General features: G+C 66.7%; 16 protein-coding genes. 6 read left to right on the top strand and 10 right to left on the bottom strand.

All coding sequences use genetic code 11. The features are described 5' to 3' along the window. Positions 1–72 precede the first annotated feature (72 nt). Positions 73–957 (bottom strand): LysR family transcriptional regulator, encoded by an 885-nt coding sequence (locus AAHB17_RS20555; RefSeq protein WP_342132752.1) that lies wholly within the window; start codon positions 955–957, stop codon positions 73–75. A gap of 154 nt (positions 958–1,111) precedes the next feature. Here AAHB17_RS20555 and AAHB17_RS20550 point away from each other — a divergent pair, with 154 nt between their 5' ends. From AAHB17_RS20550 to AAHB17_RS20530, 5 genes are read left to right on the top strand one after another with little or no spacing between them, the layout of a single operon-like run. Further along, complete coding sequence (locus tag AAHB17_RS20550; RefSeq protein WP_342132750.1) at positions 1,112–2,095, top strand: Bug family tripartite tricarboxylate transporter substrate binding protein; 984 nt, start codon at positions 1,112–1,114, stop codon at positions 2,093–2,095. 7 nt (positions 2,096–2,102) lie between these two features. Further along, a complete protein-coding gene (locus AAHB17_RS20545) occupies positions 2,103–2,903 on the top strand; it encodes a coniferyl-alcohol dehydrogenase (protein WP_342132749.1) in 801 nt (266 codons plus the stop codon). A 4-nt stretch (positions 2,904–2,907) separates the two neighbouring features. After that, a complete protein-coding gene (locus AAHB17_RS20540) occupies positions 2,908–4,359 on the top strand; it encodes an aldehyde dehydrogenase (RefSeq protein WP_342132747.1) in 1,452 nt (483 codons plus the stop codon). A gap of 45 nt (positions 4,360–4,404) precedes the next feature. Then, positions 4,405–5,766: an FAD-dependent oxidoreductase gene (locus tag AAHB17_RS20535; protein ID WP_342132746.1), complete on the top strand. Its 1,362-nt coding sequence runs from the start codon at positions 4,405–4,407 to the stop codon at positions 5,764–5,766. 31 nt (positions 5,767–5,797) lie between these two features. Continuing rightward, the gene (locus AAHB17_RS20530) at positions 5,798–6,781 is read left to right on the top strand and encodes a Bug family tripartite tricarboxylate transporter substrate binding protein (protein ID WP_342132745.1); all 984 of its coding nucleotides are present in this window, start codon (positions 5,798–5,800) and stop codon (positions 6,779–6,781) included. 16 nt (positions 6,782–6,797) lie between these two features. Here AAHB17_RS20530 and AAHB17_RS20525 read toward each other — a convergent pair whose 3' ends face one another. The 9 genes from AAHB17_RS20525 to AAHB17_RS20485 all read right to left on the bottom strand — a co-directional run bounded on the left by AAHB17_RS20525 (position 6,798) and on the right by AAHB17_RS20485 (position 15,136). After that, positions 6,798–8,090: an aromatic ring-hydroxylating dioxygenase subunit alpha gene (locus AAHB17_RS20525; RefSeq protein ID WP_342132743.1), complete on the bottom strand. Its 1,293-nt coding sequence runs from the start codon at positions 8,088–8,090 to the stop codon at positions 6,798–6,800. Continuing rightward, positions 8,087–9,088, bottom strand: a complete 1,002-nt coding sequence (locus AAHB17_RS20520) for a DODA-type extradiol aromatic ring-opening family dioxygenase (protein WP_342132742.1) — start codon at positions 9,086–9,088, stop codon at positions 8,087–8,089. Before AAHB17_RS20520 ends, AAHB17_RS20525 begins: the two co-directional genes overlap by 4 nt. A 6-nt stretch (positions 9,089–9,094) precedes the next feature. Next, positions 9,095–10,093, bottom strand: a complete 999-nt coding sequence (locus AAHB17_RS20515) for an amidohydrolase family protein (protein WP_342132739.1) — start codon at positions 10,091–10,093, stop codon at positions 9,095–9,097. Positions 10,094–10,122: 29 nt separating this feature from the next. Then, a complete protein-coding gene (locus AAHB17_RS20510) occupies positions 10,123–10,791 on the bottom strand; it encodes a 4-carboxy-4-hydroxy-2-oxoadipate aldolase/oxaloacetate decarboxylase (RefSeq protein ID WP_342132738.1) in 669 nt (222 codons plus the stop codon). After that, positions 10,788–11,447 (bottom strand): RraA family protein, encoded by a 660-nt coding sequence (locus AAHB17_RS20505; RefSeq protein WP_342132737.1) that lies wholly within the window; start codon positions 11,445–11,447, stop codon positions 10,788–10,790. Before AAHB17_RS20505 ends, AAHB17_RS20510 begins: the two co-directional genes overlap by 4 nt. A gap of 2 nt (positions 11,448–11,449) precedes the next feature. Further along, positions 11,450–12,121 carry an RraA family protein gene (locus tag AAHB17_RS20500; protein WP_342132736.1) on the bottom strand — a complete coding sequence of 224 codons (672 nt, stop codon included), beginning with the start codon at positions 12,119–12,121 and terminating at the stop codon, positions 11,450–11,452. 1 nt (position 12,122) lies between these two features. Further along, entirely contained in the window at positions 12,123–13,679 is a 1,557-nt protein-coding gene (locus AAHB17_RS20495) for a fatty acyl-CoA synthetase (RefSeq protein ID WP_342132735.1), read from the bottom strand. A 22-nt stretch (positions 13,680–13,701) separates the two neighbouring features. Beyond that, a complete protein-coding gene (locus AAHB17_RS20490; RefSeq protein WP_342132734.1) occupies positions 13,702–14,100 on the bottom strand; it encodes a RidA family protein in 399 nt (132 codons plus the stop codon). Between the two features lie 67 nt (positions 14,101–14,167). Beyond that, positions 14,168–15,136 (bottom strand): Bug family tripartite tricarboxylate transporter substrate binding protein, encoded by a 969-nt coding sequence (locus AAHB17_RS20485; RefSeq protein ID WP_342132732.1) that lies wholly within the window; start codon positions 15,134–15,136, stop codon positions 14,168–14,170. Between the two features lie 204 nt (positions 15,137–15,340). Here AAHB17_RS20485 and AAHB17_RS20480 point away from each other — a divergent pair, with 204 nt between their 5' ends. Beyond that, a complete protein-coding gene (locus AAHB17_RS20480; RefSeq protein ID WP_342132731.1) occupies positions 15,341–16,012 on the top strand; it encodes a GntR family transcriptional regulator in 672 nt (223 codons plus the stop codon). Positions 16,013–16,437: the final 425 nt, after the last annotated feature.

Here is a 16,437-nt window from a genome sequence, read left to right as displayed (position 1 = left end):
CAATGTCAAGGCTGGCTCCAGTAACCTGAACAGAGACCCCCAATGCCTCGGGAGCTGCTGATTGCTCCGGCTCTACTCCAAAAACAGATCCGAAATTACCGACCTCAGCCACCGATTTGCAGGATCTTGCTGGTAGCGCTCATGCCAGTGCTGCTTGACCGCGAAAACCGGTAGCGTGAAAGGTGGTGGCACCGCCTTCACGTCGGCGATGCTCACGAGGGTCTCCGCCACCCGACGCGGTACCGTCACGACAAGATCGGTGCTTGCGACCAACCCCCCGATGCCGAGGAAATTGGGCAGGCGCAAGGCCACGTTTCGCTGCACGCCCAAACGCTGCAGTTCCTCTTCCACCAGGTTCTGGCCTGTGCCCGGTGCAGTGACCAGCACATGGTTCTCGCGCTTGAACATGGCCTGCGTGAAACGCGAACGGATGCGCGGATGCGCGCTGCGGACCACGCAGGCGAAGCCCTGCTCGAACAATTTCTGCTGGTAGAAGCCCGCCTCTAGCTGCGGCATGAACCCCACGGCCAGATCGGCTTCCCCGGACTCCAGCATCCGGGGCGTCTGTGCCGAGATGTGGCTGATCTCGACGTTCACGCCGGTTGCCACATCGCACAGCCTGTTCATGAGCGCAGGCAGCAGTGCCAGGTGCGTGATGTCGGTCATGCAGATCCTGAAGGTCTGCCTTGCCTTCGAGGGATCGAAGGCTGCCTGCTGGCGCGTGATGCCGCGCAGGAGCTCCAGCGCCTGGCGCACGGGGACGACGAGCGAGGTCGCATGCGGCGTGGGCTGCATGCCATCGGACGTGCGCACGAAAAGCGGGTCGCCGAAGTGACGGCGCAACCGGGCCAGCGAAATGCTGATGGACGACTGCGCGACACCGAGGTTGTCGCCGGCCCGCGAGACGCTGCGTGTCTTGTAGATCTCGTCGAATACAGAGAGCAGTTTTGTATCCATTATTAAGATTTACGTTTAGATCTATTTGCCATATGACATTGCTGAAATGATGCCGCGAGCCAAGAATTCGATCAAGCACCAAGGGGTCCACCCCAAGGAAGGACATCAGCCGGGACGTCCCGGTACGGCACCCAGCACCACGAGGAGACGACGTGTGAATCGAGTCACGATAAGCAGAAGAACGGTATTGGCGGGGATGGCCGCAGCGGCCCTCATCCCGGCCCTCCCCCGCGCGCACGCGCAGGATTTCTCGAAGCGCCCGTTGACGATCCTCGTCACCTATCCCGCCGGTGGCCCTGCCGACCTGATGGCGCGCGCCATTGCGGAAGTGATGTCGGAACGGCTTGGTCGTCCGGTGCTGGTGGACAACCGCCCCGGAGGGGGTGGCCAGGTCGCAGCTTCCGCGCTGCTGAGGGCGCCATCGGACGGTCACACCATGATGATCGGTGACACCTCAACGCTCGGTATCAACAAAGCCGTCTACCCCAACTTCAGCTTCGATCCGATCAACGACATCACGCCCGTCGCGCCGTTGATGCTGATGCCGCTGGCACTGTATGTCCCCAAGACCAGCCCATTCAACAGCGTGACCGACCTTGTCGCGGGCGCCAAGACGAGGCCACTCAACTACGCGTCACAGGGCTCTGGCAGCCTGGGGCATCTGCTGGGCGAAATGCTCAAGGCCGAGACGGGTGGGCAGTTCAATCACGTGCCGTACAAGGGGTCCGCGCCCGCAATGAACGACCTGCTCGGTGGGCAGGTCGACCTGCTGTTCGATGGCATCGGACCCGGACTGCCCTACGTCACCACTGGCAAACTCAAGGCGCTTGCCGTGGGCGGAACGAAGCGGCTGCCGCAACTCCCCGAAGTGCCAACGACCGCCGAAGCAGGTTTGCCATCGCTGAACCTGGCCCTCTGGCTGGGCGTGGTGGTCCGGGCCGGGACACCAGCGCCCCTCATCGCGCGCCTGCACGGAGAGATTTCTCACGTCACCGCGCAGCCCAAGGTGACCAAGCGCTTCAGCGACCTGGGCTTCCAGTTCATGGCCATGTCTTCCGAGGAGTTCGGCCAGTTCGTAAAGCGCGAGGTCGTGGCATCGGAAGCGATCGTTCGCACGCGACGCATCGTGCTTGACTGACATACCTATGCCGCTTTCTATCCAAAGGGATTCCGTGCTTCAAGGAAAGACCATCGTCGTGACCGGCGCCTCGTCTGGCATCGGCGCTGCCACTGCAAACCTCGCCGCGGAGCAGGGCGCCGACGTGATCGCTGTCGACATCCATCCTCCTGCGCAGAATGTCGGGACCTTCTTCCAGGCCGATCTGGCGGAGAAGGCATCCATAGACCGGCTGGTGGCATCCCTGCCGTCGGGTATCCATGGGCTGGCGAACATCGCGGGACTACCGCCCACGCGCCCTGCGACGCAGGTGCTGGCCGTGAACCTCGTGGGCCTCAAGTACCTTACGCTGCAACTGCTGCCACGGCTTGCAGATGGGGCAGCGATCGTCAACCTCGCCTCGCTGGCAGGTCGAGGCTGGCGCGAGGCCAAGCCAGCGCTGGACGCCTGTGATGACCTCGACTTCGAGGGGATCCCGGCGTTCTGCGTCCAGCACCGGATGGAGGGTGCCCGCAGCTACTTCTTCTCCAAGGAAGCGCTGGTCGTTTGGACCCTGCAGAACCGCTGGCGCTGGATAACACGCGGTATCCGCATGAATGCCGTCAGCCCGGGCCCCGTGGAAACCCCGATCCTGCAGGACTTCCTACAGACGCTGGGAGAGCACGCCACACACCGCGCGCAGGTCATGGACCGCCTCGCCCGGCCTGCCGACATCGCACCGGTCGTGACCTTCCTGCTTTCGGACGGCTCGGCCTGGATACGCGGGACCAACATCCCCGTGGACGGAGGCATGGACGCCCATGTGACCTGCACCCAACATGAACTGTAAGGCCATGACATCCGTATCCCTGTTCATCAATGGCATGGCTTGCCCCGCGCGCAGCGGAGCGACCTTCACACGGTGCAATCCGGTCGACGGCACGCAGGCCTCCACGGCACCGGCCGCCGGCGTAGAGGATGCCCGGGCAGCGGTCGATGCCGCTGCTGCGGCCTACACCACCTGGTCCCGCACCGGGCCCGGCGAGCGCCGCGACCTCCTGACCCGCGCGGCCAGTGCCATTGAGGCACGCGCCGCCGATTTCGCCGCCGCGATGGCTGCAGAGACCGGCGCATCGGACCTGTGGTCCGCGCTCAACGTCCGCACGGCCGCAGGCCTGTTACGTGAAGCGGCGGCGATCACCACGCAGATCCAGGGCGACATTCTGCCGTCCGATACCGCTGGAAACCTTGCGTTGGCGGTGCGCCGGCCGGCGGGTGTCGTCCTGGGCATCGCGCCATGGAATGCCCCCGTGACGCTGGGGGTGCGTGCCATCGCCGTGCCGCTGGCCTGCGGAAACACCGTCGTGCTCAAAGGCAGCGAGATGTGTCCCGCCACGCATGGCTTGATCGTGCAGGCGCTGCAGGAAGCGGGACTGCCCGCCGGTGTGGTGAATTTCGTGACCAACGCTCCCGCTGATGCAGCAGCTGTGGTCGAGGCCATGGTGGCCCACCCTGCTGTGCGGCGCGTCAACTTCACGGGGTCCACCCACGTGGGACGGATCATCGCCGGGGTCTGCGCCCGGTACCTCAAGCCTGTGCTGCTGGAGCTGGGCGGGAAAGCGCCGTTGCTGGTGCTGTCCGATGCGGACCTGGACGCAGCCGTGCACGCGACTGCCTTCGGGGCCTTCTCCAACTCCGGCCAGATCTGCATGTCCACGGAGCGCATCATCGTGGACGAGCGGGTGGCGGACGACTTTGTGGCCCGGCTTTCTGCCAAGGTGGCGACGCTGCCGCTCGGGGACGCGCGCAGCGGCAATTTCGTGCTCGGTTCGGTCATCGACCAGTCTGCGGCGGACCGCTGCAACGCGCTCATCCGCGACGCGGTAGACCAGGGAGCGAGGCTCGTGTGCGGGGGTGTGGTGGATGGCACCTTGCTGCCCGCGACACTGCTCGACCACGTGACACCGTCCATGCAGATCTACGGTCGTGAATCCTTCGGCCCCGTCAAGGCCATCGTCCGTGTAGATGGCGAGGACGCTGCTGTGGCCTGTGCCAACGACAGTTCCTACGGCTTGTCCGCGGCCATATTCACACGTGACCTCGCACGGGGTTGGCGCGTCGCCGAGCGCATCGATGCGGGGGTGTGCCACGTCAACGGACCGACCGTGCACGCAGAGTCGCAAATGCCTTTCGGCGGCGTCAAGGACAGTGGCCATGGCCGTTTTGGCGGGCGTGCCGGCATCGAGTTCTTCTGCGAACTGCGGCTCGTCACGCTGCAGACAGAGCCACGCCACTATCCCTTCTGACAGGTTCCTGCTTTCCTGCAATCATCCATGCACCGAGACCCACCCATGCACAGTCCCCAGCCCGGCTTCCTCCACGAGCCCATTCGAGAAACCCCCATCTGGGGGGAATACGACGTCGTCGTGCTGGGAGGCGGGCCTGCAGGCATCGCCGCTGCGGCGTCGGCTGCGCGCGGGGGGTGCACCACGCTGCTGATCGAGCGTTATGGCTTCCTCGGCGGCATGGGCACGGCTGCCGGCGTGACGAATTTCTGTGGCCTGCATGCCAACGTGCATGGCACGCTGCGGCAGGTGGTGCACGGTGTGGCCGATGACCTGCTTGCGCGCATGGATGGCCTCGGGGGGCTGTCCGAACCCCACGTGATGTTCGGTGGCAAGATCGCGGCCCAGGCCTACGACAACGCCGCGCTCAAGGTGGCCGCGGACGGCCTGGTGCTGGACAGCGGCGCGCAACTGCTGTTCCACGCCACCCTGGTCGGTGTGCAGATGGACGGGCCGCGCACGGTCCGCGCCGCCTTCATCGAGACGCGGTCGGGCCGCCATGCCGTGCTCGCCAGGACTTTCATCGATTGCTCCGGCGACGGTGACCTCGCCGCGCTGGCCGGTGCCCCCTTCGAGAAGGGCACCAGCGGGCAGGACATGATGTACCCGTCGACCATGTTCCGCATCAACGGCGTGGATGCCGCGGCCGCGGGCGATGCCTACAACCACTTCGGTCGGCTCATGGAAGAAGCCGAGAAGCGAGGCCGCAGGTTTCCGCGCAAGACACCCATCATCCGCCCCCAGAAGAATCCCACGGAATGGCGCGCCAACGTGACCCAGCTGGCCAATGCCGACGGGGGGCCGGTGGACGGCACCGATGCCGCGCAGCTCAGCGATGCCGAGGTGCAGGGCCGGCGGCAGATCGTGGACTTCTTCCAGTTCCTGCGCGAGGCCGCGCCCGGCTTCCAGAACGCCTACATCCTGGAGATCGCCCCGCAGGTCGGCATTCGCGAAACGCGCCGCGTCATCGGGGACTACCAGCTGACCGAGCACGACGTGCTGCAGTGCGCGAGCTTCGAGGACAGCATCGGCGTCAACGGCTGGATGATCGAGGAGCATGTGGCCGGGAACATCGCCTTCCGCTGGCAGGACATCCCCGGCAGCCGGGGCTTCAACCACCTGCCCTACCGCATGCTGCTGTCGCGCGGCATGGACAACCTGCTGGTCGCCGGACGCTGCGCCTCCATGACCCACCTCGGCCAGTCGGCCGCGCGTGTCTCCGGGGGCTGCTTCGTGATGGGGCAGGCGGCTGGCACGGCAGCGGCCCTGGCCGCCAAGGTGAAGCTGCCACCGCGCGATCTCCCCGTCCAGACCTTGCAGCGGCAGCTGGAGGCGGATGGGGCTTACCTCGGACGCGACGTGGCGTGACACGGACATCGACGAACGACTGGAGACGCCCATGAGAAGACGCACATTGCACCTGGCGGCGTTGGCCGCCGCAGGGACCAGCCTCGGCCTCTCAGGCCACGCGCAGCCACTTTCCCCCGCAGTTGGCTGGCCCACCCGGACCGTGCGGCTGCTCGTGGGCTTTCCCGGCGGATCGACACCCGACATGCTGGCGCGCAGCCTGGCGGAACCCTTGGCCAAGGCGTTGGGCCAGACCGTGATCGTCGAGAACCGGCCCGGCGCGTCAGGCAACATCGCCGCAGAGCTGGTCGCCCGGGCGAGCGACGACCACACGCTGGGCGTCGTCGGCAATGGCAACCTCACGTCCGCCAGGATGCTCGACCCGCGGCTGCCCTACGACCCCGCGAAGGACTTCAGCTTCCTGTGCCTGCTGGCCACTGCACCGCTGGTGCTGGTGGCGCCCGCGACGCTCCCGGCAGGCGCGGCCTTCTTCGCGGCCGCGGCGCGCGAGGGTGATCGGTGGAACTACGGGTCCGTGGGCAACGGCTCCGTAGGCCACTTGGGCATGGAGGTGCTGAAGACCAAGGTGCCCGACCTGTTGCCGGTCCACATTCCCTTCAAGGGCAATCCCGATGTCATCACGGGCCTGCTGGGTGGACAGATCCAGATGGCCCTGGTGCCGCCCGGCATCGCCATGCCGCAGATCCGCGCCGGCAAGTTGCAGGCCATCGGTCTGGCCGGAGGACGTAGCGCCGTGGCGCCCGAGATCGCCTCCCTCGCTGATGCCGGCGTGCGTGACCTCGACCTCGAGGTGTGGGCCGCACTCGTGGGCCCCTCCAGGCTGGCCCCGGCCGCGCAGAACCGCCTCGTCGCCGAGGTGCCCCGCATCATCCGCGGCGCGGAGACCCGCCAGAACCTGCTGAACCAGGGATGGCAGGCGGTGGGCACCTCGCCCGATGCCCTGAAGATGCGCATCCGCGACGAGACAGCCCTCATGGCGCGGATCATCTCGGCGCGCGGGATCCGGCTGGAGTAGAAAAAAATGGCCGCCGCTACTGCTTGCGCAATGCGTCCAGGCCCGAGAACTCCCGCGTCTCCAGGCCCACGGCCTCGGAGAACTCCCGCCGCACCGCCTCGGGCTGGCCCGCCTGGAACAGATAACTTGTGAACATCATGCGCAGGAAGGGATCGGCCAGGATCTGGTCGCTGGTGTAACCCTCGCGCACGCTTTCGCGGTCGGCGACCGGCAGCTCGACGCGCCGGTTCCGTGCAGGATCCGTGATGGTGCCCTTGGGAACCTCGCCCTTCGCGACACGCTCCATCTCGTCGAAGAAGCGGCGTCGCACCATGACGATGCCCCTGTCGCTGGCACCCAGGCGCTCCTGGGTTCGGTCGGCAATGGTGCCCTGGCCCACCCATGCGATGAAGTCCTGGTTCATCACGTGGGTGTCTATCCACTGGTCGTCCGCGTTCTTCAGGGGGCCGTGCCAGGTCGGGATGGACGGCTGCACATAGCGGGGCCGGTCGCTGGGCACGCGCGTGTATTTCCAGGTGATGCTGAGCGTGTTCTCGTCGTCGATGGGCACGCGCCACTCGAAGTGCTCGCCCAGGAAGAAGCCATTGGGCCACAGGAACACACGGCCCACCGTCCAGGTCGGATCGGCCTCCGTGGTGTCCTCCTTCACGCGCTTGTAGACGAAGCCGTATTCGAATTCCTCGAAGGCCAGCTTGAGGTGCGTCGGCGCCGGTGTTGCGCCGATACCTTCGCGCAAGCGCCTGCCCCAGTTCTCGTGCATCCACTCGAAATGCACCGGATCGATGGAGTTTTCCTGGCACTGGAACCAGTTGCAGGGCACCTCCGACACCACTACCTGCACGAAACCGTTGTCCCACGAGAAGGGCTCCCAGTCCGGCAGCAGCGGCGCGGGTGCGGGGCCCATGTAGGTCCACACCATGCCACCGAGCGTCTGCACCGGGTAGGCCTTGATGGCGATGCCGGCCTTGGTGTTGCGCTCAGGCATGGTCACGTCCTCGAACGGCTGCGAGACACATTGGCCGGCCTGGTCGAAGGCCCAGCCGTGGTAATGACAGCGCAGGCCGGACTTTTCCACCATGCCCAGCGACAGGTCGGCACGCCGGTGCGCGCAGCGCCGGTCCACCAGTCCGAAGTTGCCGCTCAGGTCCTTGTACAGCACCAGGTCTTCACCGAACAGGCGCATGGGCTTGGTGCTGCGGCTGTCGAACTCCGAGATGCCGGCGATCGGCATCCAGTAGCGCCGCAGCAGCGCGCCCATGGGTGTGCCGGGGCCGACGCGGGTCAGCAGGCGGTTCTGTTCTTCGTTCATGTCGGGTGTCTCCATTCGCAGAATGCGGCACCGATGCCGGTACCGGCGGGCGTGCGGTACAGCGGCTGGTAGTCGTGCCACCGCAGCGGCAGCCCCTGCAGCGCACCGGCCGCCAGCACCCAATTCAGGATCTCGGACGAGCCGGAGTTGAGCGCGGCGCGTGGAATGCTGCGTAACGCCTCCGCGTTGCCCGACACAAAGGCGTCGATGACACGCCGGTCCAGCGCCTCGTCCACCACGAAATGGCTCAAGCCCCCGGATGCGATGACCGCCACGCGCAAGGGGCTGGTACCGGCGCGCAGCACTTGCGCCAGCAGGCGCCCAATATCGTGGCAGCGTGCCGCGGTCGGCACGTTCGGCGGGAAATAGGTGTTGAGCAGCAGCGGCACCATGGGAATCGCCCGGCCGCGGAACAGGCGCTTGGCGATGAAGCCGAAGGCATGGCCGAAGCCCACCTTGCCGGGCGCCTCCACCGAGGCGACCGTGGCCAGGTCCACGCCGCGCTCCATCAGTCCGGCGATCAGCTCCGCGGCCAACGCTGGATGGCCAGGCAGCGAGTGCGTGGCGTCCATGAGGTAACCCTCACCCACCTGGCGCATCCACGCCGGTGTGTGGTCCTGCCCGTACATGTCGCTCATGCGGATCGCGTCGCCGTGGAAGATGGCCACAGCCGGTTGGTTGGCAGGCGAGAACAGTTCGCCCTGGTCATCACCGACCACGACCACCGCGTCGGGTGCAACGATCTCCAGCGCATCCGCCAGCCGGTCCAGCGCCGCTTCGCACAGGAGTGCCTTGCGCTCCAGGTGCTCCGGCGTGACGACGTCCGCGTACCGCGGCCCCACCTCCGCCAGCAGCGCGGGATAGTCCAGCCAGCGGCCGTCGGACAAGTTGAGACGTGTGTTCGCATAGTCTGCCGCGGCGCGGTGGCTCCACTGCGGGCTTTCCAGGGTGAGCAGCGGCGTGTGCGAGGCGCCAATGCCCAGGACGATCTCTGCCATGCCCGTCTACTCCTGGTCGCGGCGGAAGCGCGTGTACAAACGCGTGCAGTTGCACTCGAAGATGTTCTCGCGGTCCTTGTCGCTGAGCATCGCCATGGCTTCGATGACGGGCTTGAGGTCGTCAAAGGCACGCCCGGTGCGGGGATCGATGGCGCTGCCGGTGCCCGGGTTCTCGGTGGCGAACAACACCCGCTCCGTGCCCACGACCTTGAACAGCAGTTCGAGCGCGTCCTTGTCGTAGGTCGTGGTGTCGAAATGCAGGTGCTTGAGCTGTTCGTCGAAGAAGGTCTCCTTCTTGTGCACCGACCAGGCCCGGAAGCGGCCCATGTGGTACGGAATAGCGCCGCCGCCGTGCGGGATGATGAGCTTCAGCGTCGGGAAACGCGTGAAGACCTCGGAGGACAGCAGCGAGGTGATAGCGATGCTTTCCTCGTTGATGAACTTCAGCGTGTACGACAGCCGCGGCTCGCAGCTGCCCGCCGAATGCACTAGCGCCGGGATGTCGAGCGCGCACAGCGTCTCGTAGAGCGGGTACCAGAACGGATCGCCCAGGCCGGGCGGCGGCGCGGCGTCGCCCTCTGTCGGGTCCGGGTTCAGCAGGCAGCCGATGAAGCCCTGCTCCTGGACGCGGAACTCCAGTTCAGCGATGCAGTTCTCCGGGCTGCTGTCGCGGTACTGGGGCAGGCCCGCCACGCCGCGGAAGCGGGTCGGAAACATCTGCACCGTGCGGTGGACGAGGTCGTTCATGTGCTTTGTCCAGGCCGCGGTGACCTTCGCCGGCTTCACCGAATGCATCTGCATGTAGGGGCGCGGGGAAAGGAACTGGATGTCCGTCCCGACCTTGTCCATGATGTCCACGATGGACTGCCCGGCCTTGCGCACCGATTCGTCGGGCAGCGTGGGCGGAAAGGCCGGGTTGGCGCGGCTAGACACCAGTTCGGCCATGAACTTGTAGCTTTCGGGGGGCACCACCACGTGGGCGTGCGAGTCGATGATGAGGGGCATGGGGCTGTCTTTCGGGGAGTTCGGAGGGTTCAGAATTTGTAGACTTCCAGCGTGCGTTCGCCGGCGCGGATGCGCTCCAGGATGGCGGCCTCCTTGGCCTCGCGCGCCTGCGCTGCGGCCACCACCTCGGCTGCGCGCGCACGCGGGATGGCGACCACGCCATCGGTGTCGCCCACGATCAGGTCGCCGGCCTGCACCGTGAGGTCATCGAAGAGCACGGGGAAATTGATGAAGCCGCGCGCGCCGAAGTCCTTGCCGGTGCCGCGCATGCACAGGCCGCGTGCGAACACGGGCAGCCCGAAGTCGGCCAGGATCGCGCCATCGCGCACGCAGCCGTTGATGACCAGGCCCGCCAGTCCGCGCGCCTTGGCCGCGCAGGACATGATCTCGCCCCAGTAGCCGAAGTCGTGGCCAGCGCCCACGTACACCACCAGCACGTCGCCGGGTTGCGCCACATAGATCGCGCGATGCAGCCACAGGTTGTCGCCGGGGGGCGAGTGCACGGTGACGGCCGGCCCGCACAGGCGCATGGTGGGGGACACCGGCTTGATGGCCGGGGGCATCACGCCGATGCGGCCACCGGCTTCGTGCAGGGTGGAGGAGGGCAGCAGCGCTGCTGCGGCAACCACTGCGGTCGCCGTGCGTTCGACGGTGTTGCGGATCGTCGGGCCGGTGGGGGTGCCGGTCTCGTCGCTCATGACTGGGCCTCGCGGGTCTGCAACTGGTGGTAGCGGTGTTGCACACGCGCCTCGCGCAGCGTCATGCCGTCGCGCACGGAGGCGCGGATCGCGTCCTCGGCGACCTGGATCTCTTCTGCGGCGGCCAGCACCTTGTCTTCGTGTTCCTTCGGGATCACGACCACGCCGTCCGCGTCGCCGCGCAGCAGGTCGCCCGGGCAGACACGGGCGCCGCCTATGGTCACCGGCACCTGCGTGGCCTCGACCTGCACGCGGTCCTTGCCGGTGCGCATCCAGCTGTCGCGGCTGTAGACCGGATAGCCGAGTTCCAGGCACAACGCCACATCGCGGTTGATGCCGTCGATCACCGTGCCGGCCACGCCCTTGCGGTGCGCGAGTTCGGTCAGGATGTCGCCCCACACGGTGACATCCTCGCGCCCGCCGTTGTCCAGCACCACCACGCTGCCCGGCGCCACGTCGTCGAGGTAGTCGCCCACGGTGCCGGGGGGCGAGGCGGCCGGGCCATACAGCAGCGTCCATGCACGGCCAGTCATGCGGAAGTCGCTTGAGCGTGGCTTGAGCCTGTGGCACTGGCCAACGATGCCGAGGCGGTCCAGCGCGTCGCTGAGGGTGGCGGTATCGAGCTTCGAAGCCCGTGCTACGTTGGGATCGGTCATCTTCAATCTTTCAACATGTGTTCGTAGTCGGCGCCCATCACCGCGCTCACGGGCGTGCCGGCCAGCAGGGCCTTGGCCATGGCGGCCTCACGGCCGGCGATGGCTTCGGCCGCATCCAGCACACGCTGCACATCGGCCGCATGAATGAAGGCCGCGCCGCTGGCGTCGGCAATGACGTAGTCGCCCGGCTGCACGGCCACCTCGCCGATGGTCACCGGCTGGTTCGTGAAGGCCTCCGCCACGCGGCCGCGCGCGGTGCGCGCCGTGAGCGTTCGGCAATAGATGGGAAAGTCGTAGGCACGCGCCTCGTCGATGTCGCGAACCGGGCCATCCGCCACCACACCGGCAATACCGCGCAGCTTGGCGGCCAGCGTGAGGATGCCGCCCCAGCAGCCCGCGTCGATGCCCGTACGCTGCTCCACGACGACCACGTCGCCGGCCTGCGCGGCCTCGATGGCCGTGGTGCCGAGATGGCGCGGGGGGGTGCCCTCGGGCAGCAGCGGCGCCTGGTCGGCAGGCACGAGCCGCAACGTCACCACGCGCCCGGCGATGCGGCGATGTGTGGCGCGTTGCTCCAGGCCGCTGGCCACGCGCGTGCTCAGACCCAGCTTGTCCATCGCGTCCGAGACTGCGCAGCAGTCCAGGCGGTTGAGGCGTTTGACGGTATCGTCCATATCAGCTTTCATGGGATGGCGCATACCGCAGCCGCAGTTCGCGCTTGAGCAGCTTGCCGCTGGGGTTCTTGGGCAGTGCGTCGGCCAGGATCACGCGCTTGGGTGTCTTGAACGGTGCCAAGCGGCCGGCACACGCTGCAATCACCTCGGCTTCGTCGAGGGTGTGGCCCTGCTTGGCCACGACCACGGCGACCACGGCCTCGATCCAGCGCGGGTCGGGCAGACCGATCACCGCCACTTCCGACACACCCGGGATGGCGTAGAGCGCTTCCTCCACCTCGCGGCTGGAGACGTTTTCGCCGCCGCTCTTGATCATGTCCTTCTTGCGGTCCACGACGGTGATGTAGCCCTCGTCGTCCACGGTCGCCAGGTCGCCGCTGTGGAACCAGCCGCCCTGGAAGGCTTCGCGCGTGCGCTCCTCGTCCTTGAAATAGCCCGACAGCAGCTGGGGCGAGCGGTGCACGATCTCGCCCACCGTACCGGGCGGCACGTCCTGCATCGCGTCGTCGACCACGCGCGTCTCGACGTTGAGCGCGGGCCGGCCGGCGGAGCCGGCCTTGCGCAGCTGGTCCTCGGGTTTGAGCACGGTGGCCACGGGCGCGATCTCGGTCTGGCCGTACAGGTTCCACAGCCGCACCTGTGGCAGCCGGACCTGGATCTCCTTGAGCACCTCCACCGGCATGATGGACGCGCCGTAGTAGCCCTTGCGCAGCGCCGAGAGGTCCGTGCCGTCGAACTGCGGCGCACGCAGCAGCGCGATCCACACGGTGGGTGGCGCAAAGAACGAGTGGATGGCGTTGCTCGCCAGCAGGGAGAGCAGCTTGTCCGCCGTGGGCTTGCCCGTGATGATGTTCGTGGCCCCCACGTACACGGCGGGTCCCAGGAACACGTCGAGCTGCGCGCAGTGGTAGAGCGGCAGCGCGTGCAGGATGCGGTCGTGCTCGGTGATCTCGGCATCGACCAGGCAGGTCACGTACTCGGAGATCACGGCCGCATGCGTGAGCATCGCGCCCTTGGGCCGGGACTCGGTGCCGCTGGTGTAGATGATCTGCGCCAGCATGTCGCCCGACAACGTGCGCGCGGGTGCCTCGCCGTGCGCCAGCAACGCGTCGAAGTGGACCAGGCCCGGCACCGGCTCCGTCGGGTCCTCGCTCGGCAGCCACACCAGCTCGCGCACGGCAGTGCCGCTGCTGGCAACGCGCCCGAGGTCCGCGAAGCCGGTGTCCACGCACAACAGGCTGGCGCCCGAGTGCGCCAGGATGTAGCGCGCCTCCTCGGCGCTCAGCATGAAGTTGATCGGCACCAGCACCGCTCCCAGGCGTGCCAGCGCGAAGCGCAGTGCCGCGAAGGCATGCGAGTTGCGCGCGATCACCGCAACGCGGTCGCCGGTCTCCACGCCGTGCGCGGCGAAGCCGCCGGCCAGCCGGTTGCAGGTGTCGTCGAATTCGGCGTAGGTCCAGTCCGTGCTGCCGCAGCGGATGGCGAGCTTGTGGGGATGGCGCATGCGGGTGCGGCGCAGCAGGTCCCCGAGGGTCTGGCGCGTGGTGTCGTCGTGCATGGTGGGCTCCTGGCGCAGGGAATCAGGCCGCATCGATGACTGCCACGGCTTCGAGCTGCAGCACCATGCCGTGCTGCAGGTCATACGTCAGGGTGTGGCGCGCGGGACGGTCGTGCGGATCGGGGAAACACTGCAGCCACTCGGCGTTGATGTGCTCGCGCGCGCTGTTGTCCTTGAGGTAGACGGTCAGGCGCACGACGTGCTCCAGCCCCGCGCCACCGGCCTGCAGCAGCGTGCGCAGGTTGACGAAGGCGAAACGTGCCTGGGCCGCGGCATCCTCGCCGAGCTCGCCCGTGGCCGGGTCCACGCCCGGTATGCCGGACGAGTACAGGGTGTTGCCGACGCGCGCGCCCATGGGGATGGGGGCGCCGCCGTGGGTCACGCCGGGAACTTCCAGCGAGCGGGGGCGACGGGATGGCATGGTGGTGCTTTCGTTCGAGCTTCGGATAGGAATGCCGGGGCGATGGCGGTGGTCGCCGCCTGCGCCATCAATCGATGCGGATGTTGTGCTTGCGGATCACCTCACCCCAGCGGGCGCGCTCGGTGCGCGCGAAGGCCATGAGCTGGTCGGGCGTGCCGGGAATGCCCTCCACGCCCAGGGCATCCAGGCGTGTCTTCACGGGCGCGGAATTCATCGCGGCGTGCAGGGCCTCCTGGAACTTCAGCCTCTGGTCCGCCGGAGTGGCCAGCGATGCCACCAGCGCCTGCCATGCCGTGGCCTCGAAGTTCGGATAGCCCTGCTCGTGGAAGGTGGGCACGTCGGGCAGGGCCGCCGAGCGCTGGACGCTGCCCACGGCGATGCCACGGATCTTTCCGGCGGCAACGAAGGCCTTGGCACTGGCGACATCCAGCATGGCCACCGCGATCTGGCCGGCAACCAGATCGTTCATCGCGGGACCGCCCCCCTTGTAGGGCACATGCGCCATCTGCACCCCGATCATCTCCTTGACGAGTTCACCAGCGAGGTGGTGCGGGGTTCCCAGTCCGGAGGAGCCGTAGGGCACGGGGTCGCGCTGGCCCTTCCCCCAGGCGATGAATTCCTTGAGGTTGTTGACCGGGAGACTGGGCGACACGGCGAGCATCACCGGCACGCGCGCGAAGAGGCTGATCGGCGCGAAGTCCTTCTCCGGGTCGTAGGGGATCTTCCCCATCAGGTGCGGCATGGTGGCGAGCGTCGCGAAGTCCGCGTTGAACAGCATCGGCGCCCTGGCCGTGGCGACGTACTGCGCCGCGATGGTGGTGCCCGCCCCGGGCTTGTTGTTCACGATGATCGACCGCCCGAGGGTCTTGGACATCTGTTCCGCGATCAACCGCCCTATCGCATCGGCGCTGGAGCCGGGAGCGAAGCCGATCACGTACTCGATGGCCGCGCTGTCCTGCGCCCACAGCGATGGCGCGAGCACGGCGGAGAAAGCAGCGGCCACGGCGGAGCGCCGATGGAGGGAAAGGCGGGGCATGGGTGTCTCCTGCGATGAAGTTGGTGGAAAACGCCGCCCGGTTTTCGCCGTACAGCCATAAATCCGAGTTCAATGCATTCTAAATTGAATTCAATTTGGACTCCAATACAGGAAAACCCGAATATTGGATTCAATCGTGAATGCGGGACGGAAGTACACTCGCGGCGTTGCAACTCAGTGCGGCCGCGGCAGCCGCTTTGCCCGATGAGCGCCACCGTTTCCTTCGCCCCTCCGCAGAAAGCCAAGGCCCTGGAGCGCACGCTGGAGAAGCTGCGCACGAAGGTGATCGCGGGTGACCTGATGCCTGGCGAACAGATCCGCCAACAGGAGATGGCCGAGGAACTCGGGATCAGCCGCGTGCCCCTGCGCGAAGCACTGAACGTCCTGGCCGACCAGGGTCTGCTGATCCACCGGCCGAATTCGGGCTACTTCGTGGCCAAGCGCGCGCAGAGTGAACTGGCACAGATCAGCCGGATGCTGGAACTGCTCGAGAACGAACTGATCGCGTCCATCGACTGGCCCGACGACGAACACATCGCACGCATGGCGACACTGAACGCCAGCATGCGGGTGGTGGCAACCACCGAAGACTGGACCCCGATGATCCGGTTGAACCGCGAGTTCCACCACCTGATGTTCGGGCTGTCACCGCTGCGCCTGATCTTCGAAGAAGTGATGAGGCTGTGGCCGCTGGCGGACACCTTCATCTCGTCCAAGATGGCATCGCAGGACGCACGGTTGCGCACTGTGGACGAGCACGACCGAATCATCGAAAGCCTGCGTCGGCGCGACCATGCGCATTGCCTCGCGGTGATGGAAACACACCGCGCCAGTACCGCTGCCGGCCTGGGGCCGACGGTGCCACCGCCAGCATGACAAGGCCCCCGCAGCGCGGGGGACTTTTCTTTTGCAGAATCCAATGTTTATGCGGGCTTTCGGCCGGTGGGGCTGCCTCTGTCGATTCTCTCCGGCATTTTTGGGGCGGCCAACCGCTTCCGTTTCTCCGCCGCGCGTTTTGGGGTGAAATTGTGAGCTTGCGCTCCTTGGGATTGCATTGGATTCCCCTCCGCCGAAGCCGATTGCTCTCACCACTTGGCAGTTGAGGTTGTCAAGCCCATCCGCCCCGGCTCGCCACCGCTCGATGAACTCCAGTACCTCAGCGCCGTCCCGGATGAGGTTGCCCCTGAAAAGTGAAGTTCTTCGCCTTGTTGAAAAATGCCGACAAGGAGTCGAGAGATGTCAAAGAAGCAGGTGCGAGTGCAGTATCGGGCGTCGAACGCACAATGGAAGTCAGAGCTCGT

Source organism: Hydrogenophaga sp. OTU3427 (genome assembly GCF_038440225.1).
Classification (GTDB): Bacteria; Pseudomonadota; Gammaproteobacteria; order Burkholderiales; family Burkholderiaceae_C; genus Hydrogenophaga.
Note: the sequence above shows the minus strand (reverse complement) of the source record. Positions and strands in the feature narration are given on the sequence as shown.